Source organism: Streptomyces sp. NBC_00996 (assembly GCF_045162675.1).
Classification (GTDB): Bacteria; Actinomycetota; Actinomycetes; order Streptomycetales; family Streptomycetaceae; genus Streptomyces.
In genome coordinates, this window is the sequence record NZ_CP108723.1 from 3698829 (window position 1) to 3724969 (window position 26141).

A 26141-nucleotide genomic window follows, 5' to 3' on the forward strand; every position below is an offset into this window, starting at 1 on the left:
AAGAGCTCATTGCCCTTTGGTAACAACGCAATAACTCAAACCTCGTACTCATCGGTATGGCTCGACCTAGAGTGCGGCTTCGGGACCGCTTCCCCGAACCGTTGGGAGTACCCCCATGAACCCTCGTCGCAACAACAGCTCGCTACCCCGACCGGGCCGCTCGGCCTACGGGGCGCTGACGGCTGCCGCCTTGTTGCTCATACCCATGGTCGTACTGGTCGGAGGCGACGGCCTGCGCGACTTCCTCAACTTCGGCGCCGGCGTGCTGTCGCTCGTCGCCCTCACCTGCTCCGTGGTGTGGGGCCTCGTCGCCACCGACCGGCTGTTCCTCAACACGCGTCAGCGGCTGGTCGCCCAGGCTGTGCACAGGACGACCGCCGTCTCTTCGGTCGCCTTCCTCCTGCTGCACATCACGGTCAAGCTGGCCCTCGACCACACCACTCTGGTCGCCGCACTGATCCCCTTCGGGCTCGGCCTCACGGGCACCAACGGCCTCATCGGATTCGGCTCCCTGGCCGGCCTGCTCATGATCTTCACGGCCATCACCGGCGCGCTGCGCAGCGCTTTCGCGTCCCCCGCGCCGGTCGCGGCACGCTGGCGGGCCGTGCACATGCTGGCGTATCCGGCCTGGTGCTCCGCCCTGGTGCACGGCCTGTACGCGGGACGCCCCGCGAAGACGTACGTCACGGTGCTCTACAGCCTCTGCCTGGTCGCCGTAATGGGCGCCCTGGCAATTCGCTCGGCCTCGGGCCCGGTCAAGCGCAAGGTCGCCGACCGGATTCTGGCGATCATCGGGGAGAACAGCAGCCCCGGCGCCCGCGCCCGTGAGGATCTGGAGGCATCCCGTGCCGCCGTCGCGGACTCGCCGCTGCCGGGCTTCGCCGCGCGCTCCGCCCAGGCTCAGTCCATGGGCGACTCGTTCGTGCCCCCGCAGCGCACCCAGTCTCCTTCGTCGCTTTACGAGGCCGCGCCCGACCCGGCAACCACGGGCAGCATGCCCGGCTTCGCGGCCGCCTACCGGGCGGTGTCCGGCGGGGCGTCCGGCGCAGACAGCTTCGGTGCCACCCCGACCGAGCGCTTCCAGATGCCGATGGACATGCAGCCCACCGAGTCGTTCCCGCACGTCGACGGCAGCAGCACGTCCGGCAGCTGGCCCATCCCCTCCCCGCCCCCTGTCGGCGAGGCGCCCCAGTCGGCGTACGACCCGCTCAACGACACGGGATACAACATCCCGGTCTATGACAATTCGGCCGCCAATGCCTACGGCACGAGTGATGTGTACGACACCGGTGAGACGAACCCCGCCTACGGCACGTACAACACCAACGACACGTACGACAGCGGTCCCACGACTGACGTACTGCCGGGCGCCTTCGACGCTCCTGGCTCCGGTGAACCATGGAACGCCCCTTCCGGAGGCTTTTAAGTGAACGAGGCCCTGCCCGACGTCCCGGAGGTCCGCGTCGTCGGGCTTCCGCAGCTCACGTCGGGCTTCGACCTGGTTGAACGACTGGATCTCCCCATGCACCTCAAGGTGCACGGGCCGCTCGAACCCATGGGCGGTGAGCAGCTCGCGGGCCTCGCCGAGGCGATCTCCCTGAAGGGTCGCGGCGGGGCGGGCTTCCCCTTTGCCAAGAAGCTGCGCTCGGTAGCAGAGTCGGCCATCCAGAAGGGCATCCGCCCCGTGGTGGTCGTCAACGGAAGTGAGGACGAACCCGCCTGCCGGAAGGACACGGTGCTCATCAACCGTGCCCCGCACCTCATCCTGGACGGCGCCCTGCTGGCCGCGGAGGCCATGGGTGCTCGCACCCTGGTCATCGGAGTGACACGTGCGTCCACGCAGGCCTCGATGGAAGCCGCGCTGGCCGAGCGCGGGCTGAGCAACCGGCGCGGATCACCCCTACGCGCACGCGTGCAGCGCAATCCGGTGCGCATGGTGACCGGAGCGGCCGCCTCGCTGATCCGGTCCATCGACGGCGGCCCGGCGATCCCGCCCGGCCGCAAGATCAGCGCGTCGCAGAGCGGCGTCGGCGGCGCGCCCACGCTGCTGTCCAACGCCGAGACGTTCGCCCAGCTGGCCATCGCCGCGCGCATCGGCCCCGACCGCTACCGCAACACGGGCCTGTACGACGAGCCCGGCACCGTCATGCTCACCGTCTCCGGCGCGGTCGCCCGTCCCATGGTGATCGAGGTCCCGACCGGCGTGCCGCTGCGCTACGTGCTCCAGCTCGCCGGCGCCCCGCCCATGCCCCAGGGCGTGCTCACCGGCGGATACCACGGCAAGTGGCTGGACGCGGCGGCGCTCGACGAGGCGATCGTCTCGCGCAACTCCCTGGACGCCGTGGGCGGTGCGCTCGGCGCGGGCGCGATCCTCCCGATCAGCCAGCAGACGTGCCCGCTGGGCGAGTCACTGCGGGTGGCGCAGTGGCTGGCCGAGGAGAGCGCCGGACAGTGCGGGCCCTGCTACCTGGGTCTGCCCGCCGCGGCGCGCGGCCTGGAGGACATCCTCAATGGCGGCGGCCCGGCGGCCCTGGAGGCCGTGAAGCAGGTCGCCAAGGCCGTGAAGCGGCGCGGCGCCTGCTCGCACCCGGACGGCTCGGCGATGTTCATCGAGTCGACCATCAAGGCGTTCACGGACGACCTGGCCGCGCACGTCCTCGGCAACGGCTGCGGAAGGCCCGTGGAGGGCGTTCTGCCGCTCTTCGAGAGCGGCCAGGCCCCTACAGGCATCCCGGGCGGCCAGGGGCAGCCGGAGGCCGGCCCCAGCCGTCAGAAGGTCTACGTCGACTGGACGCTGTGCCGGGGTCACGGACTGTGCGCGGACATCCTTCCGGAGGTTTTCGAGCTGGGTGCCGACGGCTTCCCGACCGTCGCGCAGGCGCCGGTGCCCCGGTATGCGGAGGCGAAGGCCCTGCGTGCTGTGCGTCGCTGCCCGGCGCTCGCGCTGCGCATCGAGGAGGACACCCGGTCCGCCGCCCCGGCGCGCAACAACCTGCCGGTCCTCTCCCAGGGCCGCGGCCGCCGAGCCCTCGGCAGCGGCCGCTGAACACGAAGAAGCGGGCCACCCTGATCGGGTGGCCCGCTCTCAACGTCTGTGGAGCTAAGGAGAATTGAACTCCTGACCTCCTGCATGCCATGCAGGCGCTCTACCAACTGAGCTATAGCCCCTTGCGGCCACGCGGCGGAGCCGCATGTTGACCGTGTCGCCCGGTTTCCCCGGCGGCGACGCCAACATTACACGGTCCTCCGGGTGCACCACCAAATCGTTTCCGTCCCGCGCAGACAATACGGACATGCGGGATAGTGTCGGCCTTCGTGACCGTGATCGCACTCCCTCGTGTCCGCCGCCGTGCGCCCGTCGCTCTGGGTGTGTGTCTGCTGTCGTTCGCGGCCTTCTGGTGCGCTCAGCGGGCCGCACACGTGTCGATGATCGACCTGATGGTGTACCGCGCGGAGGGCGAGACCGTCCGCGCGGGTGGCGACCTCTACGCACTGCGCACGACCGAGGCCCATCTGCCCACCACGTACCCGCCGTTCGCGGCGCTCCTGTTCACACCGCTGACACTGCTGGACACGGCGGCCATGCGCCCCCTGGCGACAGCCGGAAACCTGGCTCTTCTTGTGGTGTTCGTCTCCCTCTCACTGCGACTCGGCGGCCACACGCGCGTGGAGTACGTCTGGTGGGTCGCCGCGGCCGCCGTGTGGTGCGAGCCGGTGTGGACGACGCTGCGGTACGGCCAGATCAATCTGCTGCTCGCCGTGCTGGTGCTGTGGGACCTGTCACGACGCCCCGGGCACCGATGTGCCGGAGCGGGCATCGGGATCGCAGCGGCGATCAAGCTGACGCCCGCGCTCTTCGCGGTGTTTCTGCTGGTCACCGGTGTCGTGGAGCATACAAGACGGGCGTCCGGTGGGCCGTGGTTGCGGCATGCGCGGGGGGCCGCAGCCGCGTTCGCCGGGGCGACGCTGCTGGCGGCGGCCGTCCTGCCGTACGACTCGTGGCGCTTTTGGACCCGCATGGTCTTCACGGCGGGCCGGGTCGGGCTCGTCGAGGACACCGCGAACCAGTCGCTGCGCGGCGTCCTGGCCCGGCTGCTGCACACCACCGAGCCCGGCGTCTGGTGGGGTGCGACGGCGGCCCTGGCGGGCGTCGGGGGCCTCGCGATCGCCGTGGCCGCCGAGCTGCGTGGGCGACGCGCCTGGGCGGCGACCTCCTGCGCGGTGACAGCGCTGTTGGTGAGTCCGGTGTCGTGGTCGCATCACTGGGTGTGGTGCCTGCCGATGGTGCTGGTCCTCGCGGCGACGCGGCGGACGGCCGCCGTCTGCACGGCCCTGGCCTTCTGTACGTACGCGCTGTGGTGGGTGCCGCACGGGCCGGGCAGACTCGAACTGCACCAGGACGGCTCCGAGTTGACGCTGTCCGCCCTCTACGTAGCGACCGGTTTCGCCTTCCTGGCCCTCATCGGGTTCAGGCTGTGGCGAACGAGTAGAACCGCTTGAGCGTGCAGTGCTCGTCGAGGAGCCGGCCATAGATCGGCTCGCCCTCGAGCTCGCGGTACGTCTCGATCGGGTCGCCTTTTATGATCAGCGCCCGCGCGCACTCCTCGCACCAGTACTGGTAGTCGTGGTTGACCGGTTCCATGTCGCGGACGATCGGCGTACCACTGCCGCACCAATCGCACTTCCGCCTGTGTGCACCCATCGATCAGCTCCAGCTGTGGCCGCAGGCCGTGCACACGTAGGAGATCCCACCGTTGTCACCGAGGACCTGGGCGACGTGGACCGATCCGCAGGAAGGGCAGTTGAGAAGAGTGGCTTTTCTCCGCGTCAGTGCCACTTCGAGGAGAATGTCGACCTCCTCGAGGATGCTCGCAGGCATCGCTTCTCCCTCCCGTCGGGCCGCGCCCCCTTCCGGCCGTTTGATTCTGCCACGGCCGGAGCAATACGGTCAGCGACGCCTTCGTACCAGTCCGGACACGGCACCCAACGTGGCCGTCGCGGCCAGCGCATATGTGCACGCGAGGAGCGCGTCCGCAGAGGTATACGCCCCGGGGGACCCAAGTGACTCAAGCCGGTTCAAGAAGAGTGTGCCGAAGGCCGCGACACCGATCAGCTGACCGAGTTGGGTGACCGTCGCGAGCAGTCCGCTGGCGTCCGCCGCGTCCTCGGGCCGCACCGTGGCCAGAGCCCTGGTGAGCGTGGGGCTGAAACCGAGCGCGAGCCCGGCACCGACACCCGCGAACGCCACATACAGCCACAGGCCGCCGTCGCCCTCGTCCTTCAGTACGCCGCCGACCCCGGCCACCGAGACGGCCGCGAGCGCGAACCCGGCCGGTATCAGGCCGCGCTGCCAGCGAGCGGGCCAGTTGCGCCAGGTCAGGCCGACCAGACCGAAGACCGCCGCGGTGGGTGCGAAGGTGAGTCCCGCGCGCAGCGCGCTGTAGCCGAGGCCGCCCTGGATGTGCAGGGTGAGTGCGAACAGAAAGCCCGCGTTGACCGCCATCACGGCCAGGAGCCGGAACACCGCGAGGCCGATGCCCGGGTGGCGCAGCACCCTCGGCGCGATCAGCGGCACCCCGCCGCGCCGGGCCAACCGGGACTCGTACAGACAGAACAGGGCGAAGAACACCGCGGCCGCTCCCAGTGACAGCCAGGACCACAGCGGCCAGTCCTCCTCCTGCCCGAGCACGAGTGGCACAGTGAAGAGGGAGACGGCGGCGGCCAGCAGCACGAGCCCCGGCAGGTCGAGGCCGCGCGAGCGTTCAAGGGCCGATACGTCGTCCCGCGGCAGTACGCGGCTGCCGACGGCCAGGAGTACGACGCCCACGGGCACGTTCACCAGGAACACCGGCCGCCAGCCGGTGCCGAACAGGTCGGCGCTGACCAGAACGCCGCCCAGCACCTGTCCGGCCGCGGCGCCGGTGGCGAGGACTGCCGCGTAGGCGCCGAGGGCGCGGGCCCGTGCCTCGCCGGTGAAGTTGCGCTGGATCAGGCTGAGCACCTGCGGGATCATCACAGCTGATCCGGCGCCCTGGATCAGCCGGAAGGCAATCAACTCCCCTGTTCCCTGGGCAAGTCCGCAGGCCAGCGAGGCGGCGGTGAACAGCGCGAGCCCGGCCAGATGGACCCGTCGGTGGCCCAGCCGGTCGCCCAGTCGCGCTCCGGTGATCAGCAGCACGGCGTACGAGATGGAGTATCCGGCGACCACCAGCTGCAGTCCGGCGCCGGACGCGTGGAGTTCGGAACCGATCGTGGGCACCGCGACGTTCACGATGAAGACGTCGAGCAATGCCATGAACTGGGCCGCGAGCACGACCGCGAGCAGACGTCCGGGCCGGTTGTCAGTGCCGGGGTCTTTACTGGTCTCAGGACTTGGATCGCGTGCCGGACCTGTTCCCGCGGGGGTTGTCGTCGTCATGCCGTCGAGCGTGATGGCGGCTGGATACGGGTAACGAGAGCCCGCCGATGCTGGTACTGACAGCACCTGGCAGCGGACGGGTTCGGCACGGACGATGAGTGACGGGGGAAGTGAGGCCGATGAACACGACACAGCGTCGCAGGCCGGAGCTGGCCGCTTTCCTGCGCAGCAGGCGGGCGCGGGTGACACCGGCCGACGTGGGGATGCCACCGGGCTTACGGCGCCGTACGCCGGGGCTGCGCCGCGAGGAGGTCGCACAACTCTCCGGGGTCGGCGTCACCTGGTACACATGGCTCGAGCAGGGACGCCCGATCAACGCGTCCGCGCAGGTGCTGGATGCAGTGGCGCGCACGCTGCGCCTCGACCAGCCCGAGCACGAGCATCTCTATCACTTGGCCGAGGTGCCCTACGAGCCCGAACGCGAGGGCCCCGTGCAGACCGTGGGCGAGGAGATCCAGGGCATCATCGACGCCCTCGACCCGCGTCCGGCAGCGGTCTACAACTCGCGGTACGACATCCTGGCCACCAACCCCCCTTACCGCGACCTGTTCTTCGTGCCGCAGACGCTCCACGTCGGCGTTCCCAACGCGCTGTGGACGCTGTTCACCGTGCCCGAACCGAACTGCCCGGTCGTATTCCGCGACAGCGAGCTGCCGTTGATGGTGGCGACCATGCGGTCGTCGTACGGAAGACATGTCGGCGAGCCCGCCTGGGAGGACTTCATACGCAGGCTCTCGGCCGCCAGTCCGTACTTCGCGGAGCTGTGGTCGGGAGGCGATGTCGTGCCGCCGGGACCGCGTGTGAAGACGTTCCGGCACGAGGCTGTGGGCGAGCTGCACATGACCTCGGTGTCGCTGTCGATCAACGGCATGCCGGAGTGCCGGATCGTGGCCTACACACCGGAAGATGAGGAGGCGAGGAGAAGGCTGGCCGCGTTGCGGGATCGGCGGGACGAGTTGTGGCCGCCGTCACGCTCCTTGGGCGTCGAGGCGACAGGGACGCAGACATGAGAAATCCCGCCCCCTGATGGGAACGGGATCTTCACCACTGTTCTTTGACAACTCAAAAGAGAGTCAATCTGTGGAGCTAAGGAGAATTGAACTCCTGACCTCCTGCATGCCATGCAGGCGCTCTACCAACTGAGCTATAGCCCCTTGCGTTCTTCCCGCCCGGCGGGGCGAACAAGAAGAACTTTAGCCTGCGACCAGCCGGAAAGTGAAATCCGGTCCCGACGGGCCCGCGGGACCGGACAGGGGCCGCTCAGTCGTCGTCGCCGAGCACCGGCTCCGGCAGCGTGCCGGCGTTGTGCTCGAGGAGGCGCCAGCCGCGGGCTCCCTCACCGAGGACGGACCAGCAGCAGTTGGAGAGGCCGCCGAGACTCTCCCAGTGCTGGGACTCCAGGCCGAGGAGGCGGCCGATGGTGGTGCGGATCGTGCCGCCGTGGCTGACCACGACGAGAGTGCCGTCCTCGGGGAGCTTCTCGGCGTGCCGCAGCACCACGGGGGCGGCGCGGTCGGCGACCTCCGTCTCCAGTTCGCCACCGCCTCGGCGTACCGGCTCGCCCCGCTTCCAGGCGGAGTACTGGTCGCCGTACCGGGCGATGATCTCCTCGTGCGTCAGCCCCTGCCAGACGCCCGCGTAGGTCTCCCGCAGGCCCTCGTCGTGGGTGACGTCGAGGCCGGTGAGGGCGGACAGCTCCTCGGCCGTGTTCGCGGCACGCTGGAGGTCCGAGGCGACGATCGCGTCGGGCTTCAGCGAGGCGAGCAGCCGGGCGGCACGGCGGGCCTGGCCCACCCCGGTCTCGGTGAGCTCGACGTCCGTGGAGCCCTGGAAGCGGCGCTCCACATTCCAGGAGGTCTGGCCGTGCCGCCAGAGGATGATGCGGCGGCCCCGGCCCGGCTTTCTCCCGGCTTCGGCGCTCACCGCAGCTCCCCCAGTTCGGCGGAGTCCTCCTCGGCCTGGAGCTTGGCGTGCTCGGCCGCCTTGCCGCGGGTGGCCTTGGCGTCGGCGGGCAGGTCCAGCTCCGGGCAGTCCTTCCACAGCCGCTCCAGAGCGTAGAAGACACGCTCCTCGCTGTGCTGCACGTGCACCACGATGTCGATGTAGTCGAGCAGGACCCAGCGGGCCTCGCGGTCGCCCTCGCGGCGCACCGGCTTGGCGCCGAGCTCCTTGCTCAGCCGCTCCTCGATCTCGTCGACGATCGACTTGACCTGGCGGTCATTGGGCGCGGACGCCAGCAGGAAGGCGTCGGTGATGGAGAGCACGTCGCTGACGTCGTAGGCGATGATGTCGTGCGCGAGCTTGTCTGCGGCCGCCTGTGCGGCGGTGTTGATGAGCTCGATGGAGCGGTCCGTGGCGGTCACTACGCGGCTTTCCGTCGGCGGTCAGTAATGACTCCAGGGTCTCACGGACCGCCGACGACACCCCACGCGTTTCTTCGGCCCCGCCCCGGGCGCTCCCGGGACGTGGCATCCGTCACCCCGTCGAGCCGCTGCTCGCCTTGTAGTCCTGGCCCAGGACCACGGACACGTCCGCGTTGGACGTGGCCTTGCCCTTCTTCACGCTGCTCGTGGGCAGCCCCAAGGTCTTGGCGACCTCGACGGCGTCGTTCTTCTTGGCGGCGTCGGTGTATGTGACCAGGGACACACTCCGGGCGGCGGTGGCGGTACCGGAGTCGAGGAAGGTGTAACCGCCGTTGACCAGGACGACGCGGGCCTGCGCGGCGGCGGCCTTGTTGCCGGTGGCGTTCCTGATGCCGACGCGGACGGCGGCGCCGGCGTCGGGGCTCTTCGCGGTACCGCCGAGCACGTCCTTGACCACGCTGTCGGAGGCGCTCTCGCTCAGGGTGCCGTCCTGCTGCACGGGCAGCAGCGCGGTCTTGTAGTCGCCGCCCTTGGCAAGGTCGGCGAGCTTGGCGAGGAAGGCGCCGAGGTCCTGGTCGGTCAGGGACGGATCGAGGATCTGCGCCAGGGTCTGCACCGTGGTGGTCGCCGCCTGCTTGTCGGAGGACAACTTGCGCAGCACACCCTGCATGACCTGTCCGAACCGCTCCAGCTGCGCGTTCTGGGACTCGCCGGAGGCCCGGTAGGTGGCGTAGGCGACGGCCATCTTGCCGCTGAGGGTCTGCTCCTCGCCCTTCTTCACAAGGGGCGACTCGCCCTTCTTCTTCGAACCGGGGTCCGGCACATCGGCGTTGGTGGTGATGTCGATGTTGCCGACGAGCTCGACCAGGTTGTTGAGGTAGGGGGTGTCGAGGCGCCAGGTGCCCTGGATGTTGGTCCCGAGCACCGTGTCGATCGCGTCCTGGGTCCCGGAGGAGCCGTCGTCGTCGACGGACTTGGCGAGCGTGGTCGTCGAGCCGTCGTCGCCCGTCATGGCAAGGGTGTTGGGCAGCAGAACCGTGGTGCCCTGCTTGGTGGTGGTGTTGTCGACGAGCAGCGCCGTGGAGGTGCCGCCACCGTTGGTGTTGTGCAGGTGGACGACGATCACGTCGCGCTTCTGAGCACCCACGGCGGCCGTCGTAGCGGGCTTGCCCTTCGAGGACGTGCCGGGCAGCTTGCCCGCGTACCAGAGATAGCCGACGCCGCCGACCGCGACCAGGGCAAGCACCACGAGCAGGGTGACGACCCTGCTGCGGGCGCGGCGCCGGGCCTCCTCGCGGCGCTCGGTGCGGTTCTCGGTGAACTTCAGCCAGTCGATGACGTCTTCGGAGTTGTCCTCCTGCTCCTCGACGAAGGCGAACTGCTCGGTGCGGTAGTCCCGGTCGACCCGACCGCCCCGGGGTTCGCCGTCCTTGGCTGGTCCGGCCTGCTGCGGGATGTAGGCGGTCTGCTCGGCAACTCGGGGCTGCTGACCGGTACCCGCGGTGCCGGCCGGCCCCGCGGACTGCCCGTAGCGGTCGTACGCGGGCGAGGTGGTCCCGGCGGCGCCGGGCGCGCCGGTGCCGTAAGGGTCGTACGAGGGGACGGACGGCTGCTGACCGGTGTCATAGGGCGACACAGGAGGCTGCTGACCGGTGTCATATGCCGACACATGCGGCTGCTGGCCCGTGTCGTACGGCTGCACGGGCTGCTGCTGACCGGTCGCATACGGGTCGTAGCCGTAGCCCTGCGGCTGGGCGCCATAGGGGTCGTACCCCTGGGGAGGCTGCTGCGGCACCTGTCCGTACACAGGCTGCCCGAACTCGTCATAGCCGACGAGCTCGTACTGGTCGCCGCCCGCGTATCCGTCGTATCGGTCGTTCACCGGTGCCCCTCTCGGCTCACTCGCCGCGGTACAGCTCGCGCTTGTCGATGTAGCGCACCACACCGTCCGGCACCAGATACCAGACGGGATCGCCCTTGGCCACTCTCGCACGGCAGTCCGTGGACGAGATGGCGAGCGCGGGAACCTCGACGAGCGAGACACCGCCCTCGGGAAGCCCCGGATCGGTCAGCGGGTGGCCGGGCCGGGTGACCCCGATGAAGTGCGCGAGGGAGAACAGTTCTTCCGTGTACCGCCAGGTGAGGATCTGGCCGAGCGCGTCGGCGCCCGTGATGAAGAAGAGGTCGGTGTCGGGGTTGAGTGCCTTCAGGTCGCGCAGGGTGTCCGTGGTGTAGGTCGGGCCGCCGCGGTCGATGTCGATGCGGCTCACCGAGAACTGGGGGTTCTCGGCGGTCGCGATGACCGTCATCAGATAGCGGTCCTCGGCCGGGGTGACCTTGCGGTCGGTCTTCTGCCACGGCTGCCCGGTCGGCACGAACACCACCTCGTCGAGGTGGAACTGCGCGGCGACCTCGCTGGCCGCCACGAGGTGCCCGTGGTGGATCGGGTCGAAGGTTCCGCCCATGACGCCGAGGCGGCGCTTGCCCGGATTCGAGGAGCCGTTTCCGGGGCGGGTCGTCAGTCGCTTCGCCGCGCTGTCGTCGGCCGCGCCGTTCGCGCCACCCGTGGCGGCGCCGGCGGCGCCGCTCTCCGTGTCACTCACCGGACCGGTAGGCATGTCCTGCTCTCCCATGCGTGCAGACCCTACCCGCCCGGCCGACGGGCTCCGGCCGACAGAGGCCCCGAGCGGGCCCGATAGGGCTCAGCGGTCCCGGTTGAAGCGCGTGGTGATCCACAGCAGCAGAAGCAGGATGAAGAGCGCCCCGCCGCCGGTCAGGAACGGGCTGAGGCTCTCATGGTTGCCGCCGTTCTCGCCCTCGGCGGCGACGGTGACCAACTGTGCAGCGGTGCTGTGGAAGCTCATCTCGGCAGGACCTATCCGGTGTGGGCGGGATAAAGACGTCGGCCCATCGTATGCGGGCGCCTCCGCCACGATCACCCCGACTCCGCCGTTGGGGACGCCGGTTGCCGCGCACACCCGTGTGCCGACTGTCGCGGCCTCCTCCATGACGCGGCGCTCAGTCGTCCCGCTTGTACCCCCGCAGCAGGAACCAGGCGGTCAGAGCCACTCCGACGACCATCACGATCAGCACGACACGGAGCAGATTTCCCGGGCCCTGCCTGTCTGCCGCGTTCGCGGCTTCGGTGAGCCAGGCGGCTGCGGAGATGTGCTCCATGGCGTACGACTCCTTCTCTGTACTGCCCGTCCACGGTATCTCCGCCTAGGCTGGGCTCTGCCTTGGGGGCACATAGGGCACTCAGACGCACATGGGGGAACACATGTCCGACGACGGCCACGAGCAGAACGGGCACGAGAACGTGCCGAGCAGGCAGCGCAGGCGCTTCGAGGGGATCTCCTCTCGGGCGTACGAACACCCCGCGGACCGCTCGGCCCTGGTGGCCCTGCGCAAGCTCAGCGGCTTCGACACGGTCTTCAAGGTGCTCAGCGGTCTGCTGCCCGAACGCAGCCTTCGGCTGCTGTTCCTGTCCGATTCGGTGCGCGTCTCGGACGCCCAGTTCGCGCACCTCAACGACATGCTGCGGGACGCGTGTTACATCCTGGACCTGGAGAAGGTCCCGCCGATGTATGTCACCCAGGACCCGCAGCCGAACGCGATGTGCATCGGCCTGGACGAGCCGATCATCGTCGTGACGACGGGGCTCGTCGAGCTGCTGGACGAGGAGGAGATGCGGGCGGTCGTCGGCCACGAGGTCGGCCACGCCCTCTCCGGCCACGCGGTCTACCGCACGATATTGCTCTTCCTCACCAACCTCGCGCTCCGGGTCGCCTGGATCCCGCTCGGGAACCTCGCGATCATGGCGATCGTCACCGCGCTGCGCGAGTGGTTCCGCAAGTCGGAGCTGTCCGCGGACCGCGCCGGGCTCCTGGTCGGCCAGGACCTGCAGGCCTCGATGCGCGGCCTGATGAAGCTCGCCGGAGGCAATCACCTGCACGAGATGAACGTGGACGCGTTCCTCGCCCAGGCCGAGGAGTACGAGGCCGGGGGCGACCTGCGCGACTCGGTGCTCAAGATCCTCAACACCCTCCCCCGCACCCACCCCTTCACCACCGTCCGCGCGGGCGAGCTGAAGAAGTGGGCCGAGTCCCGCGACTTCCAGCGGATCATGGACGGTCACTACTCTCGGCGCAACGAGGACAAGGACACCTCGGTCTCGGACTCCTTCCGGCAGTCGGCGGCCAGCTACGCCAGCGACGTGAAGAACTCCAAGGACCCGCTGATGAAGCTGGTCACCGACATCGCGGGCGGTGCGGGAGACCTCGGGGGCCGGGTGCGACGCGGCTTCGGCGGCTTCGCGAGCGGCGGCGGCTCCAGCAAGGACACGTCCGGCTCACCGAAGGACGCGCCGCCGCGGGACACCGACGCGCACCCGGACGACGAAAGCCCCAACGGCGACGGCTGACCCGGAACCGGCCAAGGGCGGCCCCAAAGGGGCCGCGCCGCCGGAGACGCCGCCGGTAACGGCTACAGCTTCGGCTGCGCGCTCGTCGCCAGCGACCCGCACAGCGCCGTCGCACTGCCGGTGGCGTACGGGTCGGTGCCGGCCGGGCCGCCCGCCTTCGCGGTCTGTCCCGCGAGCAGCGGGCGAAGGTGGTTGACGGAGTCCTCGGAGCAGGCGAGCGGCCCCGCCTGGACGTAGGAGACGACCAGCTCGGCCTGGTGCATGCGCAGGTCGTCGCGGTCGAAGCGGAAGTGCAGCTCGCGCCGGACGGTGAACAGCGAGGCCTTCGCCTTCGCGTCCGAGCCCGTCGGCTTCAGCGCGTAGACGAAGGTGTGGTCGGCGATGACCTCAAGGGTGTTCGAGTCGAACTCGGCGGCCTGGAGGGTGCCCTGTACACGGATCTTCTTGTCGGCGAGCTGGACCTGGGCCGCGTCGAAGCGGACCAGCCAGCCGGTGGGCGCGTGCCGCCCGTCCGCGATCGGCCGGTCGATGCTCTGGTCGAACTGGTCGAGCTGCTGCGGGTCGAGCAGTATCCGCACCGGCCGAGTGGCGCCGCCGGTGAGCACGTCCGGGTCGAGGGAGGACTCGACGAGGTAGTCCTTGGCGGTGGTCAGGGCGGTGACGACCTGGCTGTCGGAAAAGTGCGCGGTGCGCCGGGAGGCGGGCAGCGTGATGCCCTCGGCGCCGATGCGGAACTGGGCGGCCGGGCTGCGCGCGTACAGCTCGTCGGCGCTCGTGGAGCCGGGCACGGCTGTCTGCGGGGCCAGGGGTATGACCGTCATCCGCAGGGGCTCGGGGGGCTGGGCGGTGGGGGCCTGGTACGGATGGCGTACACCCATGTAGATCGCGGTGCCGAAGGCTATGGCGATCAGCAGGACGAGGATCAGCGCCTGCCGCGACAGCCCGCGCTGGAGGGTCGGGCGGCGGCGTACGGCCGGGGCGTGGTCGGCCATGCGCTCCTGGGCCGAGAATTCCTGGAGGCGGGCAGCACGGACGAACGACTCGTCGAAGACGACGGATCGGTACTCGTCCTCTCCACCAGCGGGAGCACCCTCGGGTGTCCCCTCAGGTGGGTCTCCAGGCCCGCCCATATATTCAGAGTAGGTCTCCCGGAGCTCAGGTAAACGCCCTGGTACACGACAAGTTCTGACAGGTTCTCACCAGGATCGTCACGGTGTCCGAAGGGTCGTCGGCAGCGTTGGTGTCAGGGTGTCCGGGGGACCGCCGACACCGCTGGCTGGGAGTAGTCGGCCGAGGCGGAGGGACCGGTGCCGGTGACCTTGTCCTGGCCATGTTCCAGGCCTGTCGAGGCGGGCGGCGGGACCTGTTCCTGACGGCCTGAGGATGCCCCTCGGTAGACCGCAGTGAAGGCCAGCGCGACCATGCCGATGCCCATCACGAGGGCGAGGATCCAGGCGACGGGGCGGTGCCAGCGGGTCTGTTTCCCGTAGGCCCTGCCGTACGTCCCGGGTACGCCGTAGCGGCCTTCCAGGACCTCGGTGTCGTCCAGATCGTCCCATTCGGGATCGTGGCCGAAATCGCCACGGTCGTCGGGCCCGAAGCCGTCCTCGTAGCGCTCATCGTCGCCGCGGGCACCCCGGGCGTGCGCCCGGCGCCCCTCGGCCTCGGAGGCCTCCGCGCGGGCCTGGGCGGCTGCCAGGAGTCTCTCCACGGCGGTCGGCTCGTGGATCACCGCCGCCCGTACGAAGTCCTCGTCGAAGACCACGGAGGCGAACTCTTCGTCCGCACCCCCGCGGTCGCGGTCGTCGTCGGGCTCCCAGCCGTCAGGGAACGGCGTGCCCCCCACGTCCTCCGGCACGGATCCAGAGTAGACCTGGGGGGTCATTTTGGGCAGACGGTATGGAAATTCATCCACCTGACGAGACGCATCTCGCGCGGAGCGCGGACCGTCCACCGCACGCCGCGCGCCCCCGGGCTCCGGCGCCGGCCGTCCCTGCACCGGCGCCTCAGCGCCGAATGTGCCCGTCCCCCGTGACGATGTACTTCGTGCTCGTGAGCTCCGGCAGCCCCATCGGCCCCCGCGCGTGCAGCTTCTGCGTGGAGATGCCGATCTCGGCGCCGAAGCCGAACTGGCCGCCGTCGGTGAAGCGGGTCGACGCGTTGACGGCTACCGTCGTGGAATCGACCAGTCGGGTGAAGCGGCGGGCCGCCTGCTGCGATGTGGTGACGATGGCCTCGGTGTGGCCCGAGGTCCACAGCCGGATGTGCTCCACGGCCCTGTCGAGCGAGTCGACGACAGCGGCGGCGATGTCGTACGAGAGGTACTCCGCCTCCCAGTCCTCGGGGGTCGCCTCGACGACGGTGGCCTTGGAGTCCTTGGCGTAGGCGAGGACGCGCTCGTCGGCGTGCACGGTGACCCCGGCGTCCGCGAGGGCGTCCAGGGCGCGCGGCAGGAACTGCGGGGCGATGTCCTGGTGGACCAGGAGCGTCTCGGCGGCGTTGCAGACACTGGGCCGCTGGGCCTTGGAGTTGATCAGGATGTCGATCGCCATGTCGAGGTCGGCGTTCGCGTCGACATACACGTGGCAGTTGCCGGTGCCGGTCTCGATGACCGGGACGGTGGACTCCTGGACGACCGTGCGGATCAGCGAGGCACCGCCGCGCGGGATGAGCACGTCGACGAGGCCGCGGGCGCGCATCAGCTCGCGGACGGACTCGCGGCCCTCGCCGGGCACGAGCTGGACGGCGTCGGCGGGCAGCCCGGCGCCGCCCACGGCGTCGCGCAGGACCCGTACGAGCGCCGTGTTCGACTCGTACGCGGACGACGAGCCGCGCAGCAGCACCGCGTTTCCGGACTTCAGGCAGAGCGCGGCGGCGTCGACCGTCACGTTCGGGCGGGCCTCGTAGATGATGCCGACGACGCCGAGCGGCACGCGGACCTGGCGCAGGTCGATGCCGTTCGGGAGGGTGGAGCCGCGGACGATCTCGCCGACCGGGTCGGGCAGCGCCACCACGTCGCGGACGTCGGAGGCGATCGCGCGCACGCGCTCGGGTGTGAGCGTGAGCCGGTCGATGACGGTCTCGCTGGTCCCGGCCTCACGGGCGCGCGCGATGTCCTTGGCGTTGGCGGCGACGATCTCGCTGGTACGGACCTCCAGCGCGTCCGCGATCGCGAGCAGCGCGTCGTCCTTCTCGGCCCGCGGCAGGGGCGCCAGGTCGGCGGCGGCGGCCTTCGCGCGGTAGGCGGCCTGGGTGACCGGGGACATCGAGTCGTACGGCGAGAGCGTGGTCATGAGGGAAGGGTAGTGCGCCCGGCGAGCGGGTCCACCGGCTATCCCACACCGCGAGACGGGCCCAAAACGGGCGAACTCCGACGTGAGCCCGGACGCGCACTCAAGCGGAGCGATTTCCGACGTGAGCTCGCGCGCGGACGGAGGGGGGCGCACTTCGGCGTGGACCCGGACACCGACTCAGAAGGGGTGCACTCCGACGGGCGTCGCCGGCAGCGGTCCGTAGCCCTCCGCGATCCGCTGGTGGTACGTCTCGCGGTCGATGACCTCCAGGCCGACGATCTCCCAGGGCGGGAGCTTGGCGGTCTGGCGGTGCTCGCCCCACAGGCGCAGGGCGACCGCCGCCGCGTCGTGCAGATCGCGGGCCTCTTCCCAGTAGCGGATCTCCGCGTGGTCGTTGGCGTAACGGCTGGTCAGCAGAAACGGGTGGTCGTGGGCGAGCTGTTCGAGACCGCGCCTGACCTCCTTCAGCGGGGCCTCATCGCCCGAGACGCTGAGGGTGACGTGCCACAGCCGGGGCTGGTCCGCCGGTTCCTCGCCCTCGTATGTGTCACCGGCCGCGACGCTCGTCAGGGCCCGTTCCTCGCCCGCCGCACGGGAAGCGGCAGCACCCGCACGGGACGTGGCACCTCCTGCACGGGAAGCGGCGCCACCCGCACGGGAAGCGGCACCACCGCGGGACGCCGCCGCCTCGGGGCGCACTCGTCTCACGACGGCCTCCTTTACGCAATGGTCGTGCCGAATACCGGGGTCTCCCTGCCACAAAGTTGAGCAGGTGGGGAGCCGTCGCGTGGCGGTTTTACGGAACGTCCCCCACCGTAGGCGGGGGAATGGGCCGTTTACGGGTGCAGTGGACAGCCGTTTCGGGGGTGCCGCAGAACGGATGTCTTACGGATGCAGGATCACCAGGTCGTCTCTGTGTACGACCTCACGCTCGTACAAGGGTCCGAGCTCACGGGCCAGCTCACGCGTCGAGCGGCCGATCAGTTGCGGAATCTCCTTGGCGTCGAAGTTCACCAGACCGCGCGCGACCGCCCGGCCCGTGCTGTCGCGCAGCTCGACCGGGTCGCCCGCGATGAACTCGCCCTCGACGGACGCGATGCCCGCCGGCAGCAGCGACTTGCGCCGCTCGACGACCGCGCGCACGGCGCCGTCGTCCAGGGTGAGCGCGCCCTGCGGGGTGGAGGCGTGCTGCAGCCACAGCAGCCGGTCGGCGGAGCGCTTGCCGGTGGGGTGGAAGTAGGTGCCCGTGTCCCGGCCCGCGAGGGCGTCGGCGGCGTGGATCGCACTGGTCAGCACCACCGGGATGCCGGCGGCCGCCGCGATCCGGGCAGCCTCGACCTTGGTGACCATGCCGCCGGTGCCGACACCCGCCTTGCCCGCGCTGCCGATCTCGATGCCGTCGAGATCGGCGGGCCCGCCCACTTCCGCTATCCGCGAGGTGCCGGGCTTGCTGGGATCGCCGTCGTACACGCCGTCCACGTCGGAGAGCAGGACGAGCAGGTCGGCCCGTACGAGGTGGGCGACGAGAGCGGCGAGTCGGTCGTTGTCGCCGAAGCGGATCTCGTCCGTGGCGACGGTGTCGTTCTCGTTGACGACCGGCAGGGCGCCCATCGCGAGGAGTTTGTCGAGGGTGCGGGAGGCGTTGCGGTGGTGCGCGCGGCGGCTCATGTCGTCGCTGGTCAGCAGCACCTGACCGACCCGGACGCCGTAACGGGCGAGGGAGGCGGTGTAGCGGGCCACGAGCAGCCCCTGGCCGATGCTGGCGGCGGCCTGCTGACGGGCGAGGTCTCGGGGGCGGCGGCGCAGCCCTAGCGGGGTGAGCCCGGCGGCGATGGCACCGGAGGAGACGAGCACGATCTCCTTCTCACCGCCGCTGCGGTGCTTGGCGAGGACATCCACCAGGGCGTCGACACGGTCGGCGTCGAGGCCGCCGGCGGCGGTCGTCAGCGAGGAGGAGCCGACCTTGACGACGATCCGGGCCGCCTCCGCGACCCGTCGCCTTGCTGCTACGCCGTCCTGCCTTGCCGCTGACACTTGCGGTCTCGTCCCCCTTCACACGCGAATCGCCGCGCTGCGCGCCGATCGACTGCCCTGATCGGCAATCTACGCGAAGAGGCGGCCCGGATGCCCATTAGGTGCGCGAACGTTTCACGGTCCGGACGATGTCCGGCGACCGCCTCGGTCAGCGGCGCAGTGCCGCCAGGGCGACGCCGGACACGACGACGCCGACGAAGACGGCCAGGGTGACCGTTGCCACCCGGCGGCCGGTCATCGGCGGGTGGCCGACCGGCCTCGGCCGCCACAGCGGTGAGGGCTCGCACCACAGGTAGGCGAGGAAGCCACTGCCGGCCAGCAGACAGGCGGCGTACCACTGACCCGCCCCGGCCCGCCGTTTCCTGCGCAGGGCGATGGACCCGAGCACGGCCAGACCACACAGCACGACGGACCAGCGCAGCCAGGCCTCGGGGATGAAACGCCAGTAGAGCACCGGCACGAACATCGAAAGCCCACCCAGTCCGGCGAGCGGGTCGTCCCCAGCGAACGTGACCGACTTGCCGTCGGCGCGAAGCGTGTGCCGCACGGACTCTTCGAAGGCCGCGACGCCGCCCGGCGCCAAGGGCAGCTCATCGAAGTGGTGGACGATCTCCTTGTCGCCGAGGAACCCGGTCGACCAGGTGGCCCGCACCTCCAGCAGGTCGGTCTGGTGGACGTGCACGACGAGCGAGCCCCCCGGATTGGCGTCGCGGGACAGTTCCGTGACGCCTACCCGGGCGGGCAGGAGGTGCGACAGCCCGCTGGCCGTCCCGAGGACGAGGACGAGGATGGCCAGCAGCCGGAGAGGCAGGGCGGCGCCGACCGCCGGCCAGATGGAACCTGCCGACCGCGAGTCCGCGACCTCGTCCATTCGATCTCCTTGTTTCCCTGCGCTCCCCGGGCTTCCCCGGCTTCTCCCGGGCCCTACTGGCGGACAGTGATCGTCCAGTAGTACGTCTGGTGGACGGTCGCCATCTGGTTGCCCTGGCCGATGTCCGGAAGAAAGTGCGTCAGGGAGGCCGTGCCGGTGGCGTTGTAGGCGGCGAAGCCTACGGTGAACTGTCGGCTCTTCTTATCCACGTTCAGGACCTGGTACACCTCGTTGAAGGAGCCGAGGAAGGCGTCGGGTGTGCCCTTGCCCCTGCCGCCGTCGGTGAGCATCCCCAGAACGTCCTTCGGGAACTCGCCCAGCTTGCCGAGACCCGTACCGTCCACATAGGCCGCGTCCCCGCCCAGCTCCTTGGCAGAGATGTCGAAGTCCGCATCGGTGATCCTCTTGCGGATCTGCTCAAGCAGCTCCGTGTTGTGCGGGCCCGTGGCGAGCTGCTGGGTCACCTTGCTACCGATGCCGAACGCGAGCACCTTGCCACGCCCCGACAGCCACTCGTTCAGGATGTCCTGCCATGTGACGTCTGATGTGTAGCCGTACTTGTCCAGGCATCCCGCGGCATTGCCCGAACTGACGTCGGCACCGGGGATACACGGGTCGATGTTCCCGCCCAGGATCTCCACGTAGGAGCGCAGCTCGACTGCGAGCCTCTTGTCGATGTTCTGCTTCTTCCACGTGCCGACCAGCGCGTTGACCGCATCGAGACAGGCCTGGTCGCAGCCGTGCGGAGTCTTGCTGCCGACGTTGCCCCGCGCCCCCGGCGTGCCATGGCCGGCCGGGGCGGGCTGGTTGGGCTTGAGGACCGGCCGGGTCCCGCAGCGGCAAGCCCTGCCGTCTTCCAACCCCGACGGGTCGCCGTAGTTGACGGGGTCGTTGCCCGCATAGCTGTACGCGTTCATCTCCTGCGGCACATACGGCTTGTTGAGCTCATCGGGGCTGAGGAACCGCCCCAGGTCCGCGTCGTACATCCGGGCGCCAAGGATCGACAGGCCTGTGGAGTCGTCCTCCCGCTGGCCCACGAACCCGCGGTCCAGCCCCGACGGCAGGTCGCCCCCGGCGTTGCGCTGCTTCCCGAATGGTGTATAGCGCCGCCGTGTGATCACGCCGCCCATGGTGATCAGCAGTGACGTGGAGGCCTGGGTGTCTCCCAGGAGCCAGGTCAGCTTGCCGTCGGCGGTGCCGTCGGCCTCGCGTATCGCGACTGTGGTGCCCGCCGCCGCGTACAGGCGCGTCGCCTCGGCGCTGCCGCCCGCGGCCTTGTGTAGTTCATGGCCATCGAGGTAGAGCACGTCCTCGTCGGGGGAGGTGCGCATCAGGACGTTGCCGTCGGTGTCGTACACATAGGTCGATACCTCGTCGCCTGTGGACGTGTGCTGGGTGACGGTGTCGACGCGGTTCTGGGGGCTCCAGTGCAGCGCCGACGACACACCCTGGACGGTGCGCGAAGTCATCTGGCCCGCTTCGTTGTAGCCGAAGGTGTCGGAGCCGGCTTTCGTCGCCGCGTGCGGTCGCGGCTGCCCCGCCGTGTACGTGGAGCCGTCCGCGCTGTAGCCGGGGTAGGTGTAGTCCTTGGTCGTCGAACCCGTCGCCGTCGTGTCCTTCACCGACTTCAGGTTGCCGAGTTCGTCGTACGAGTACGCCGCGTCGTAGGGGTCGAGTCCGCTGCTCAGGTCCGGCGCCGCCGCGCCCGTGCAACCGTCTGTCGCCTCCGTGGTCCAGGCATGGGTAAGCCGGTTCAGCTCGTCGTACGTGTAGCACTCGCTCTGGTGCGCGACGCCGTCCGTGACACCGGTCACCTGGCCTCCGAGATCACGCGTGAACGTGTCGTCCTGCGCGACCTTGGTGGTGCTGTCCGCGGTCACCGTCGTCTCGATGCTGCTCAGCGCCCCGCTGCCGTTGGCGTCGTTGAAGGCGTAGGCGCGGCTGACCGTGGCGTCCGAACCGCCGCTCGTGCCGTAGGTACGGGCGTTGAGACGACCCTGCCGGTCGAAGCCGATGGACGACTGGTAGGTGGCCAGCGCGCTGGAGACCTTCTGCGGCAGGCCCTGCGCGGTGTAGGAGGTGGTCACGGTCTCCGCGGGAAGTCCGCCGAGTGCCGGGTAGCTCACCGATGTGGTGTGGTCGGCCAAATCGTAGCCGTAGCCGATGTCGTAGGTGCCGGCGAAGCCGGAACCGTCGTCCGGGACGGTGTACTTCTTGCCCTGCACGCGGCCGCGGTCGTCGTAGCCGGTGACGGCCGTGGTGTATGCCTTGCCGTTCGCGTAGGTCGTGGCCGAAGCCGACAGGCCGACGCCGCCGGGGGCGCTGTCGTACGACAACCTCGACAGCGTCGTCGTGCCCTCGCTGACGGTCGTGGGCCGCTGGAGCGCGTCGAACGCGTAGCTCAGCGTCGTGCCGTTGCCGTCGGTCGTGGTGGCGACGTTTCCGTTCTCGTCGAACGTGGTCGACGACGACCCGGAGTCCGGATCCAAGGTCGCCTTGCGCTCCCCCAGCCAGTCATAGGTGTACGTGGTGGTGTTGCCCTTGGCATCGGTGATCTTCTTGAGCTGGCCGCTGCGCGTGTACGCGTAGGAGGTGGAGGAGGGCCCGGTCGGACCGTGCTCCACGACCTGGGTGATCTGTCCGAAGACGTCGGTGAACGTATCGGTCCGCTCGCCGGTCGGGGGCACGACGGTGGTGTAGTCGCCGAAGTAGTACGTCCGGGTGTGGTTGTCCGGCTGCGGTGTGCCGTTCACCAGGGTCTGCACCTCCTTCGCCCGGCCCGCCCAGTCGATGATCGGGTCGGTGTAGGACGGCAGGTCGGCGACCGTGGGCAGCACCATTCCGGAGCCCGCCGCGCTTGAGTTGTAGAACGCCGCGGAGGTACCCGTGACGTTGCCGGAGGTGTCGTAGCGGGTGGAGACCACGGTGCGGCCGTTGCCGTCCGGGGCCGTCGACTGGGTCTCGCGGGTGCGGCCCAGGCCGTCGAGGTACTGGTAGGAGTTCACATACGTGGTGCCGGACTGCAGGACGCCGGTGGCCACCATGGGCGGTCCGGTGACCGTGTCCGGCACGCCGTCACTGTTGGTCGCGGTCGGGGTGGTGTAGGTGAACTTCATCGACGGGTCACCGCTCGGGTAGTTCGCGATCTCCGTCGGTTTGTAGACGGTGCTGTAGCGGCCCACCGAGTCGTGCACGAAGCGGGTGGTCTGCCCGTTGGCGTTCAGGATCCGATACGGGGTGCCCCACAGGCGCGACGACCATGTGGTCGTGGACATCGCTGCGCCGGGGCCGGTGCCGTCGGGGTCCGGCGTGGTGACCGTGACGCCGTTGGTCGGCCAGGACGTGGCCGGAGAGTAGGTCGTGGTCGTCTTGGCGTTCTTGCCGTCGTACGTGGCGATGACGCGGCCCGCGCTGTCGTAGTCCGTCCTCGTGGAGTGGTAGGCGGCGGCGTCCGTGTAGGTGCGCTGCTCGGTCGCGTTGCCGTCGACCAGGCTCGCGTCGTTGTTCGCGACCGACGTGGAGCCGTCGTACAGCGTCACCGTGTACGCGTCCTGGTTGGCGGAACCGCGTGAGGCGCAGTCGGCTGCGTAGTGGCGCTCCTCGTCCTGGAAGACCATCCAGCGCTTGACGCTCGAGTTGGGGAAGGTGGACGTGTTGTAGGCGCGGCCGTAGGTGGTGCAGCGGTTGTCGTCGAAGCTCGACAGGCCCCAGTCGTTGGTGCGCAGCGGCAGCCCGTAGGTGGTGCTGGTGGACGACGTGTCGTCGTACTCGTCCTTGACGGTGTGTTCGCGCCAGCCCTGGGAGGTCAGCTCGTCCGTCGTGGTCTTGCTGTCGCGGACGAAGCGGGCGTCGGGCAGGCCGTCGTACTGGGCGGTGTCGTGCACCCAGTACTCCTTGCGGACGCGCTGGTGGGAGGAGCCGTCACCGTCACGGCTGCTCTGCTCCAGGGTCTTGCCCGCCAGCCACGCCGAGTCCGTCCAGGAGTCGCCGAAACCGTCCGTGACCGACACACTGCGGTGCAACGACGAGTCCGTCTTGGAGGTGCGGTCGCCGTCCAGGCCGCGGTAGAGCCAGTGGTAGGTCGAGGCCGCGTTGCTCTTGGTGCCGGTGAAGACCTCCACCTGCGGGTAGCCGCGCCAGTCGGACCAGGTCTCGTCCGCGTCAGGGATCAGGGGATCGTTGGTGAACCGCCAGCCGGCGCCGCCGTGGTACTCGTACGTCGTCGTCATGGTCGGGTCGCCGTCGCTGTTCGCGCCCTGGCCCACGCCCGGATCGACCGAGACCTGGGTGACCAGGTACTTCTTGAACCAGCCGGTCTGCTCGGTGCCGCCCTCGGGCGTCCACTTCTGCCAGAAGCACAGCTGGGTGTTGGACGACTCGCTGGGCAGGTTGTTGATGTCGCAGGCGTCGGGCTGGCTGTAGGTCACGCTCGTGACCGAGCCGAGGTCGCCGTAGACCTTGGTGACCCGGCGGAAGTTGAGCAGGCCGGAGCCGACCTGGTTGTCCTTCCACTCACCGTTGAAGTTGATGACCGGCAGGGTCAGGTCGGGGCCGTCGCCGTAGCCCTTGCGCTGGACGTAGTCGAGCCAGAGGGTCTTGCCGACCGAGCCGGAGGGGTCAGGCAGGCCGTGCTTCATCTGGTACTGCATCGCCGGGGCCCAGGCATCGGCGTCGGTGTCGCGGACGTACGTCTTGATGTCCCACAGCATGTCCGTGCTGAAGAAGGTGGGGTAGTACGTCATGCCCGCGCAGTAGTTGTCCGCCGACGTGCCGTCGCACATCAGGTCGGTCGGCACGTCCGGGTAGGAGTCCGGGTTGGAGGAGATACCCGGACACGCCGCCGGCTCGTTGTCCAGCGGGTTCGCCTCGCTCATCCGCTCCACGCAGCGGCCCACGTGCTTCAGCACGACCTCGGCGGGCAGCTGCGCGCCGGAGATCTGGGAGGCCCAGCCGTACTCGATGCGGGCCAGATAGCTGGCCGCGTCGTACTCGCGGGCCTTGTCGGTGTTGATGACCGAACGGTAGTAGTTGGTCTGCTTGTCGTAGAAGTAGGCGTTCTCGACCTCGTTCGGGTCGACGACACGGTCCAGGTTCCAGCGCCAGGCCTGGGTGCACGGCTCGGGAAACGTGCTGTGGCACGGCTCGCCCGAGTCGTTGCCGGCCACCGGCATGGTGAGCACCGAGTCGGTCGCCGCGCTGGTGCGCTCGCTGCGGCCCCAGCCGAAGTAGTAGCGCATGCCGTCCTGGGTGGAGATCACCCAGTACTCGTCGTCCGAGCCGTGACCGCCCGTCAGGTGCTGCACCCGCCAGCCCGGATCGTCCTTGATGTGGTACGAGCCGGTGCCGTTGCCGTCCTGGATCAGCTCGGAGTTCACTCCGTTGAGACTGATGACGTACTCCGCGCCGTCCGGCTCCAGGCTGGAGTTGGGCGAGGCCCAGCACATGTCACCGACGGTGGAGATGCCGTCCTGCGAGCAGTTCTTGTACCGCCGCTCGATGGACCCGACCTGCAGGTCCCAGCCCATCCCGGCCCAGGAGGCCTGGTTGTTGGTCTCGGAGGTACGGCCGTCCACGGACTGCGAGTTGTACGACAGTGACAGCGACGGAGTCGCACCGGACGGGGCCTTGGGCAGGGTGACCGGCAGGTTGTAGGTGAACGCCCCGGAGCCGATCGAGACGTCCCACGAACCGCTGGGACTGAGTTTGGTGGCCCGGTAGTCACCCTCGTCCGACGACGAGCCCGTCGTCAGCGTCGTCACCGTGGAGGTCGTGGTGGCCGCGGTCGTGGCGCTTCTCAGCAGTTGGGTCTGGTAGCCGCCCGTGGTCGTCGCGTTGGCGTCGGCGTCGGCGTACACCGTGGCCGTCAGCTTGCCCGACTTCACATCGTTGTGGACCGGGACGAAGCGGCGGAGGTCCGGGGAGCAGCCCTGCTCCTTCGGCGTGGTCAGCGCACAGGCGGGCATCTGCACCAGGCGCAGGCGGGAGGCGAAGTCGCCGCCGTAGGCGTACTTGAAGCGCGAATAGTCGATCGTGACGCGGACCGGGCCCGGGGCCGCCTTCCCGTCCGTGCGGGCCAGACGCAAACCCATGCCGACACCGCCGACGGACGTGACCTTCGCGCGGTCGAGCACCTCGACGTCCACGTTCGTCGGCGCGGGAGCCGACGGGGCCAGATCGAGCTTCTTGCCGGATGTGAGGGCCGCCTTGGCGCCCTTCTTCCGCGCGTCGAACTCGGCCTGAGGCGGTGTACCCGCGGCGAGGCGCTGCGCGGCCGTGGGCGTCTGGACGGAAACAACGGCGGACTCGGCCGCCTTGCTGCCGCCCCCGGCCTCTACTACCGCCCCCGACGGAGCCACGGCCAGGGGGTGCCCGGGTTTCGCCCCGCTCAAGTCGACGCTTGCCTCGGCGCGCTTGGGCCAGGTCGTCCGGGGCGGTTTCGTCATGGTCGGCTCGGCCTGCTGCCCCGGCACGGCCTCACCCTTGCGCGCCGACACGCTGACCGTCTTGTCCACCGGCTTGGCGGCGGCGACAACAGCGGCAAGCGCCGGCGCGGAGAGAAGCCCGGAAAGCAAGACGCTGGAGACCGCCACGACGAAGCCGCGTCTGACAGATCTCGCCATGAACCCCACCCCTCAGGCCGGTCACATACCGGCCACAAACAGTCAAAAAGAGCGACGTTCGCGCTACAGCTGCAACACAGGACCAACACAAGGCGAACACGCGTGGGCCGGATCATAAT

Annotated in this window: 21 protein-coding genes and 2 tRNA genes; 5 read left to right on the forward strand and 18 right to left on the reverse strand. The window is 69.6% G+C overall.

The window, feature by feature from the left end:
* The first annotated feature begins 115 nt into the window (after positions 1-115).
* Positions 116-1426 (forward strand): cytochrome b/b6 domain-containing protein, encoded by a 1311-nt coding sequence (locus OG390_RS17555; RefSeq protein WP_406169008.1) that lies wholly within the window; start codon positions 116-118, stop codon positions 1424-1426.
* Positions 1427-3046 (forward strand): NADH-ubiquinone oxidoreductase-F iron-sulfur binding region domain-containing protein, encoded by a 1620-nt coding sequence (locus tag OG390_RS17560; protein WP_406169010.1) that lies wholly within the window; start codon positions 1427-1429, stop codon positions 3044-3046.
* Between the two features lie 49 nt (positions 3047-3095).
* Here the strand turns inward: OG390_RS17560 and OG390_RS17565 are convergent.
* Positions 3096-3168, reverse strand: a tRNA-Ala gene (locus OG390_RS17565).
* Positions 3169-3315: 147 nt separating this feature from the next.
* On the opposite strand from OG390_RS17565, the gene OG390_RS17570 reads away from it, so the two are divergent.
* Positions 3316-4500 (forward strand): glycosyltransferase 87 family protein, encoded by a 1185-nt coding sequence (locus OG390_RS17570; RefSeq protein ID WP_406169011.1) that lies wholly within the window; start codon positions 3316-3318, stop codon positions 4498-4500.
* On the opposite strand, the gene OG390_RS17575 is transcribed toward OG390_RS17570, so the two are convergent.
* The 3 genes from OG390_RS17575 to OG390_RS17585 all read right to left on the reverse strand — a co-directional run bounded on the left by OG390_RS17575 (position 4469) and on the right by OG390_RS17585 (position 6418).
* Positions 4469-4702, reverse strand: a complete 234-nt coding sequence (locus tag OG390_RS17575) for a hypothetical protein (RefSeq protein ID WP_010986886.1) — start codon at positions 4700-4702, stop codon at positions 4469-4471. The two genes, OG390_RS17570 and OG390_RS17575, sit on opposite strands and share 32 nt — an antisense overlap.
* Positions 4703-4705: 3 nt before the next feature.
* Entirely contained in the window at positions 4706-4879 is a 174-nt protein-coding gene (locus OG390_RS17580) for a hypothetical protein (RefSeq protein ID WP_406169012.1), read from the reverse strand.
* A gap of 69 nt (positions 4880-4948) precedes the next feature.
* Positions 4949-6418 carry an MFS transporter gene (locus OG390_RS17585; RefSeq protein WP_406169014.1) on the reverse strand — a complete coding sequence of 490 codons (1470 nt, stop codon included), beginning with the start codon at positions 6416-6418 and terminating at the stop codon, positions 4949-4951.
* A gap of 119 nt (positions 6419-6537) precedes the next feature.
* Between OG390_RS17585 and OG390_RS17590 the strand changes: the two genes are divergently transcribed.
* The gene (locus tag OG390_RS17590; RefSeq protein ID WP_406169016.1) at positions 6538-7428 is read left to right on the forward strand and encodes a helix-turn-helix transcriptional regulator; all 891 of its coding nucleotides are present in this window, start codon (positions 6538-6540) and stop codon (positions 7426-7428) included.
* Between the two features lie 71 nt (positions 7429-7499).
* Here the strand turns inward: OG390_RS17590 and OG390_RS17595 are convergent.
* The 7 genes from OG390_RS17595 to OG390_RS17625 form a co-directional block, all read right to left on the reverse strand.
* Positions 7500-7572 (reverse strand) — tRNA-Ala (locus OG390_RS17595).
* Between the two features lie 106 nt (positions 7573-7678).
* The gene (locus tag OG390_RS17600) at positions 7679-8341 is read right to left on the reverse strand and encodes a histidine phosphatase family protein (protein ID WP_406169018.1); all 663 of its coding nucleotides are present in this window, start codon (positions 8339-8341) and stop codon (positions 7679-7681) included.
* A complete protein-coding gene (rsfS, locus tag OG390_RS17605; RefSeq protein ID WP_406169020.1) occupies positions 8338-8781 on the reverse strand; it encodes a ribosome silencing factor in 444 nt (147 codons plus the stop codon). Before rsfS ends, OG390_RS17600 begins: the two co-directional genes overlap by 4 nt.
* A 112-nt stretch (positions 8782-8893) precedes the next feature.
* A complete protein-coding gene (locus tag OG390_RS17610) occupies positions 8894-10663 on the reverse strand; it encodes a LytR C-terminal domain-containing protein (protein ID WP_406169022.1) in 1770 nt (589 codons plus the stop codon).
* 16 nt (positions 10664-10679) lie between these two features.
* On the reverse strand, positions 10680-11414 hold the full coding sequence (nadD, locus tag OG390_RS17615) for a nicotinate-nucleotide adenylyltransferase (RefSeq protein WP_406169024.1): 735 nt from the start codon (positions 11412-11414) through the stop codon (positions 10680-10682).
* A gap of 69 nt (positions 11415-11483) precedes the next feature.
* The gene (locus OG390_RS17620; RefSeq protein WP_327428662.1) at positions 11484-11645 is read right to left on the reverse strand and encodes a hypothetical protein; all 162 of its coding nucleotides are present in this window, start codon (positions 11643-11645) and stop codon (positions 11484-11486) included.
* Between the two features lie 154 nt (positions 11646-11799).
* A complete protein-coding gene (locus OG390_RS17625) occupies positions 11800-11958 on the reverse strand; it encodes a hypothetical protein (RefSeq protein WP_406169026.1) in 159 nt (52 codons plus the stop codon).
* Positions 11959-12061: 103 nt separating this feature from the next.
* On the opposite strand from OG390_RS17625, the gene OG390_RS17630 reads away from it, so the two are divergent.
* On the forward strand, positions 12062-13204 hold the full coding sequence (locus OG390_RS17630) for a M48 family metallopeptidase (RefSeq protein WP_406169027.1): 1143 nt from the start codon (positions 12062-12064) through the stop codon (positions 13202-13204).
* A gap of 62 nt (positions 13205-13266) precedes the next feature.
* On the opposite strand, the gene OG390_RS17635 is transcribed toward OG390_RS17630, so the two are convergent.
* From OG390_RS17635 to OG390_RS17665, 7 genes are all read right to left on the reverse strand, one after another.
* Positions 13267-14334 (reverse strand): hypothetical protein, encoded by a 1068-nt coding sequence (locus tag OG390_RS17635; RefSeq protein ID WP_406169029.1) that lies wholly within the window; start codon positions 14332-14334, stop codon positions 13267-13269.
* A 113-nt stretch (positions 14335-14447) separates the two neighbouring features.
* A complete protein-coding gene (locus OG390_RS17640) occupies positions 14448-15089 on the reverse strand; it encodes a hypothetical protein (protein WP_406169031.1) in 642 nt (213 codons plus the stop codon).
* A gap of 121 nt (positions 15090-15210) precedes the next feature.
* The gene (locus OG390_RS17645; protein WP_406169033.1) at positions 15211-16497 is read right to left on the reverse strand and encodes a glutamate-5-semialdehyde dehydrogenase; all 1287 of its coding nucleotides are present in this window, start codon (positions 16495-16497) and stop codon (positions 15211-15213) included.
* 177 nt (positions 16498-16674) lie between these two features.
* On the reverse strand, positions 16675-17205 hold the full coding sequence (locus OG390_RS17650; RefSeq protein WP_406169035.1) for a hypothetical protein: 531 nt from the start codon (positions 17203-17205) through the stop codon (positions 16675-16677).
* Between the two features lie 177 nt (positions 17206-17382).
* Positions 17383-18531: a glutamate 5-kinase gene (proB, locus tag OG390_RS17655; RefSeq protein WP_406169036.1), complete on the reverse strand. Its 1149-nt coding sequence runs from the start codon at positions 18529-18531 to the stop codon at positions 17383-17385.
* A 148-nt stretch (positions 18532-18679) separates the two neighbouring features.
* Positions 18680-19402 (reverse strand): hypothetical protein, encoded by a 723-nt coding sequence (locus OG390_RS17660; protein WP_406169038.1) that lies wholly within the window; start codon positions 19400-19402, stop codon positions 18680-18682.
* A 53-nt stretch (positions 19403-19455) separates the two neighbouring features.
* Complete coding sequence (locus tag OG390_RS17665) at positions 19456-26022, reverse strand: RHS repeat-associated core domain-containing protein (RefSeq protein ID WP_406169040.1); 6567 nt, start codon at positions 26020-26022, stop codon at positions 19456-19458.
* Positions 26023-26141: the final 119 nt, after the last annotated feature.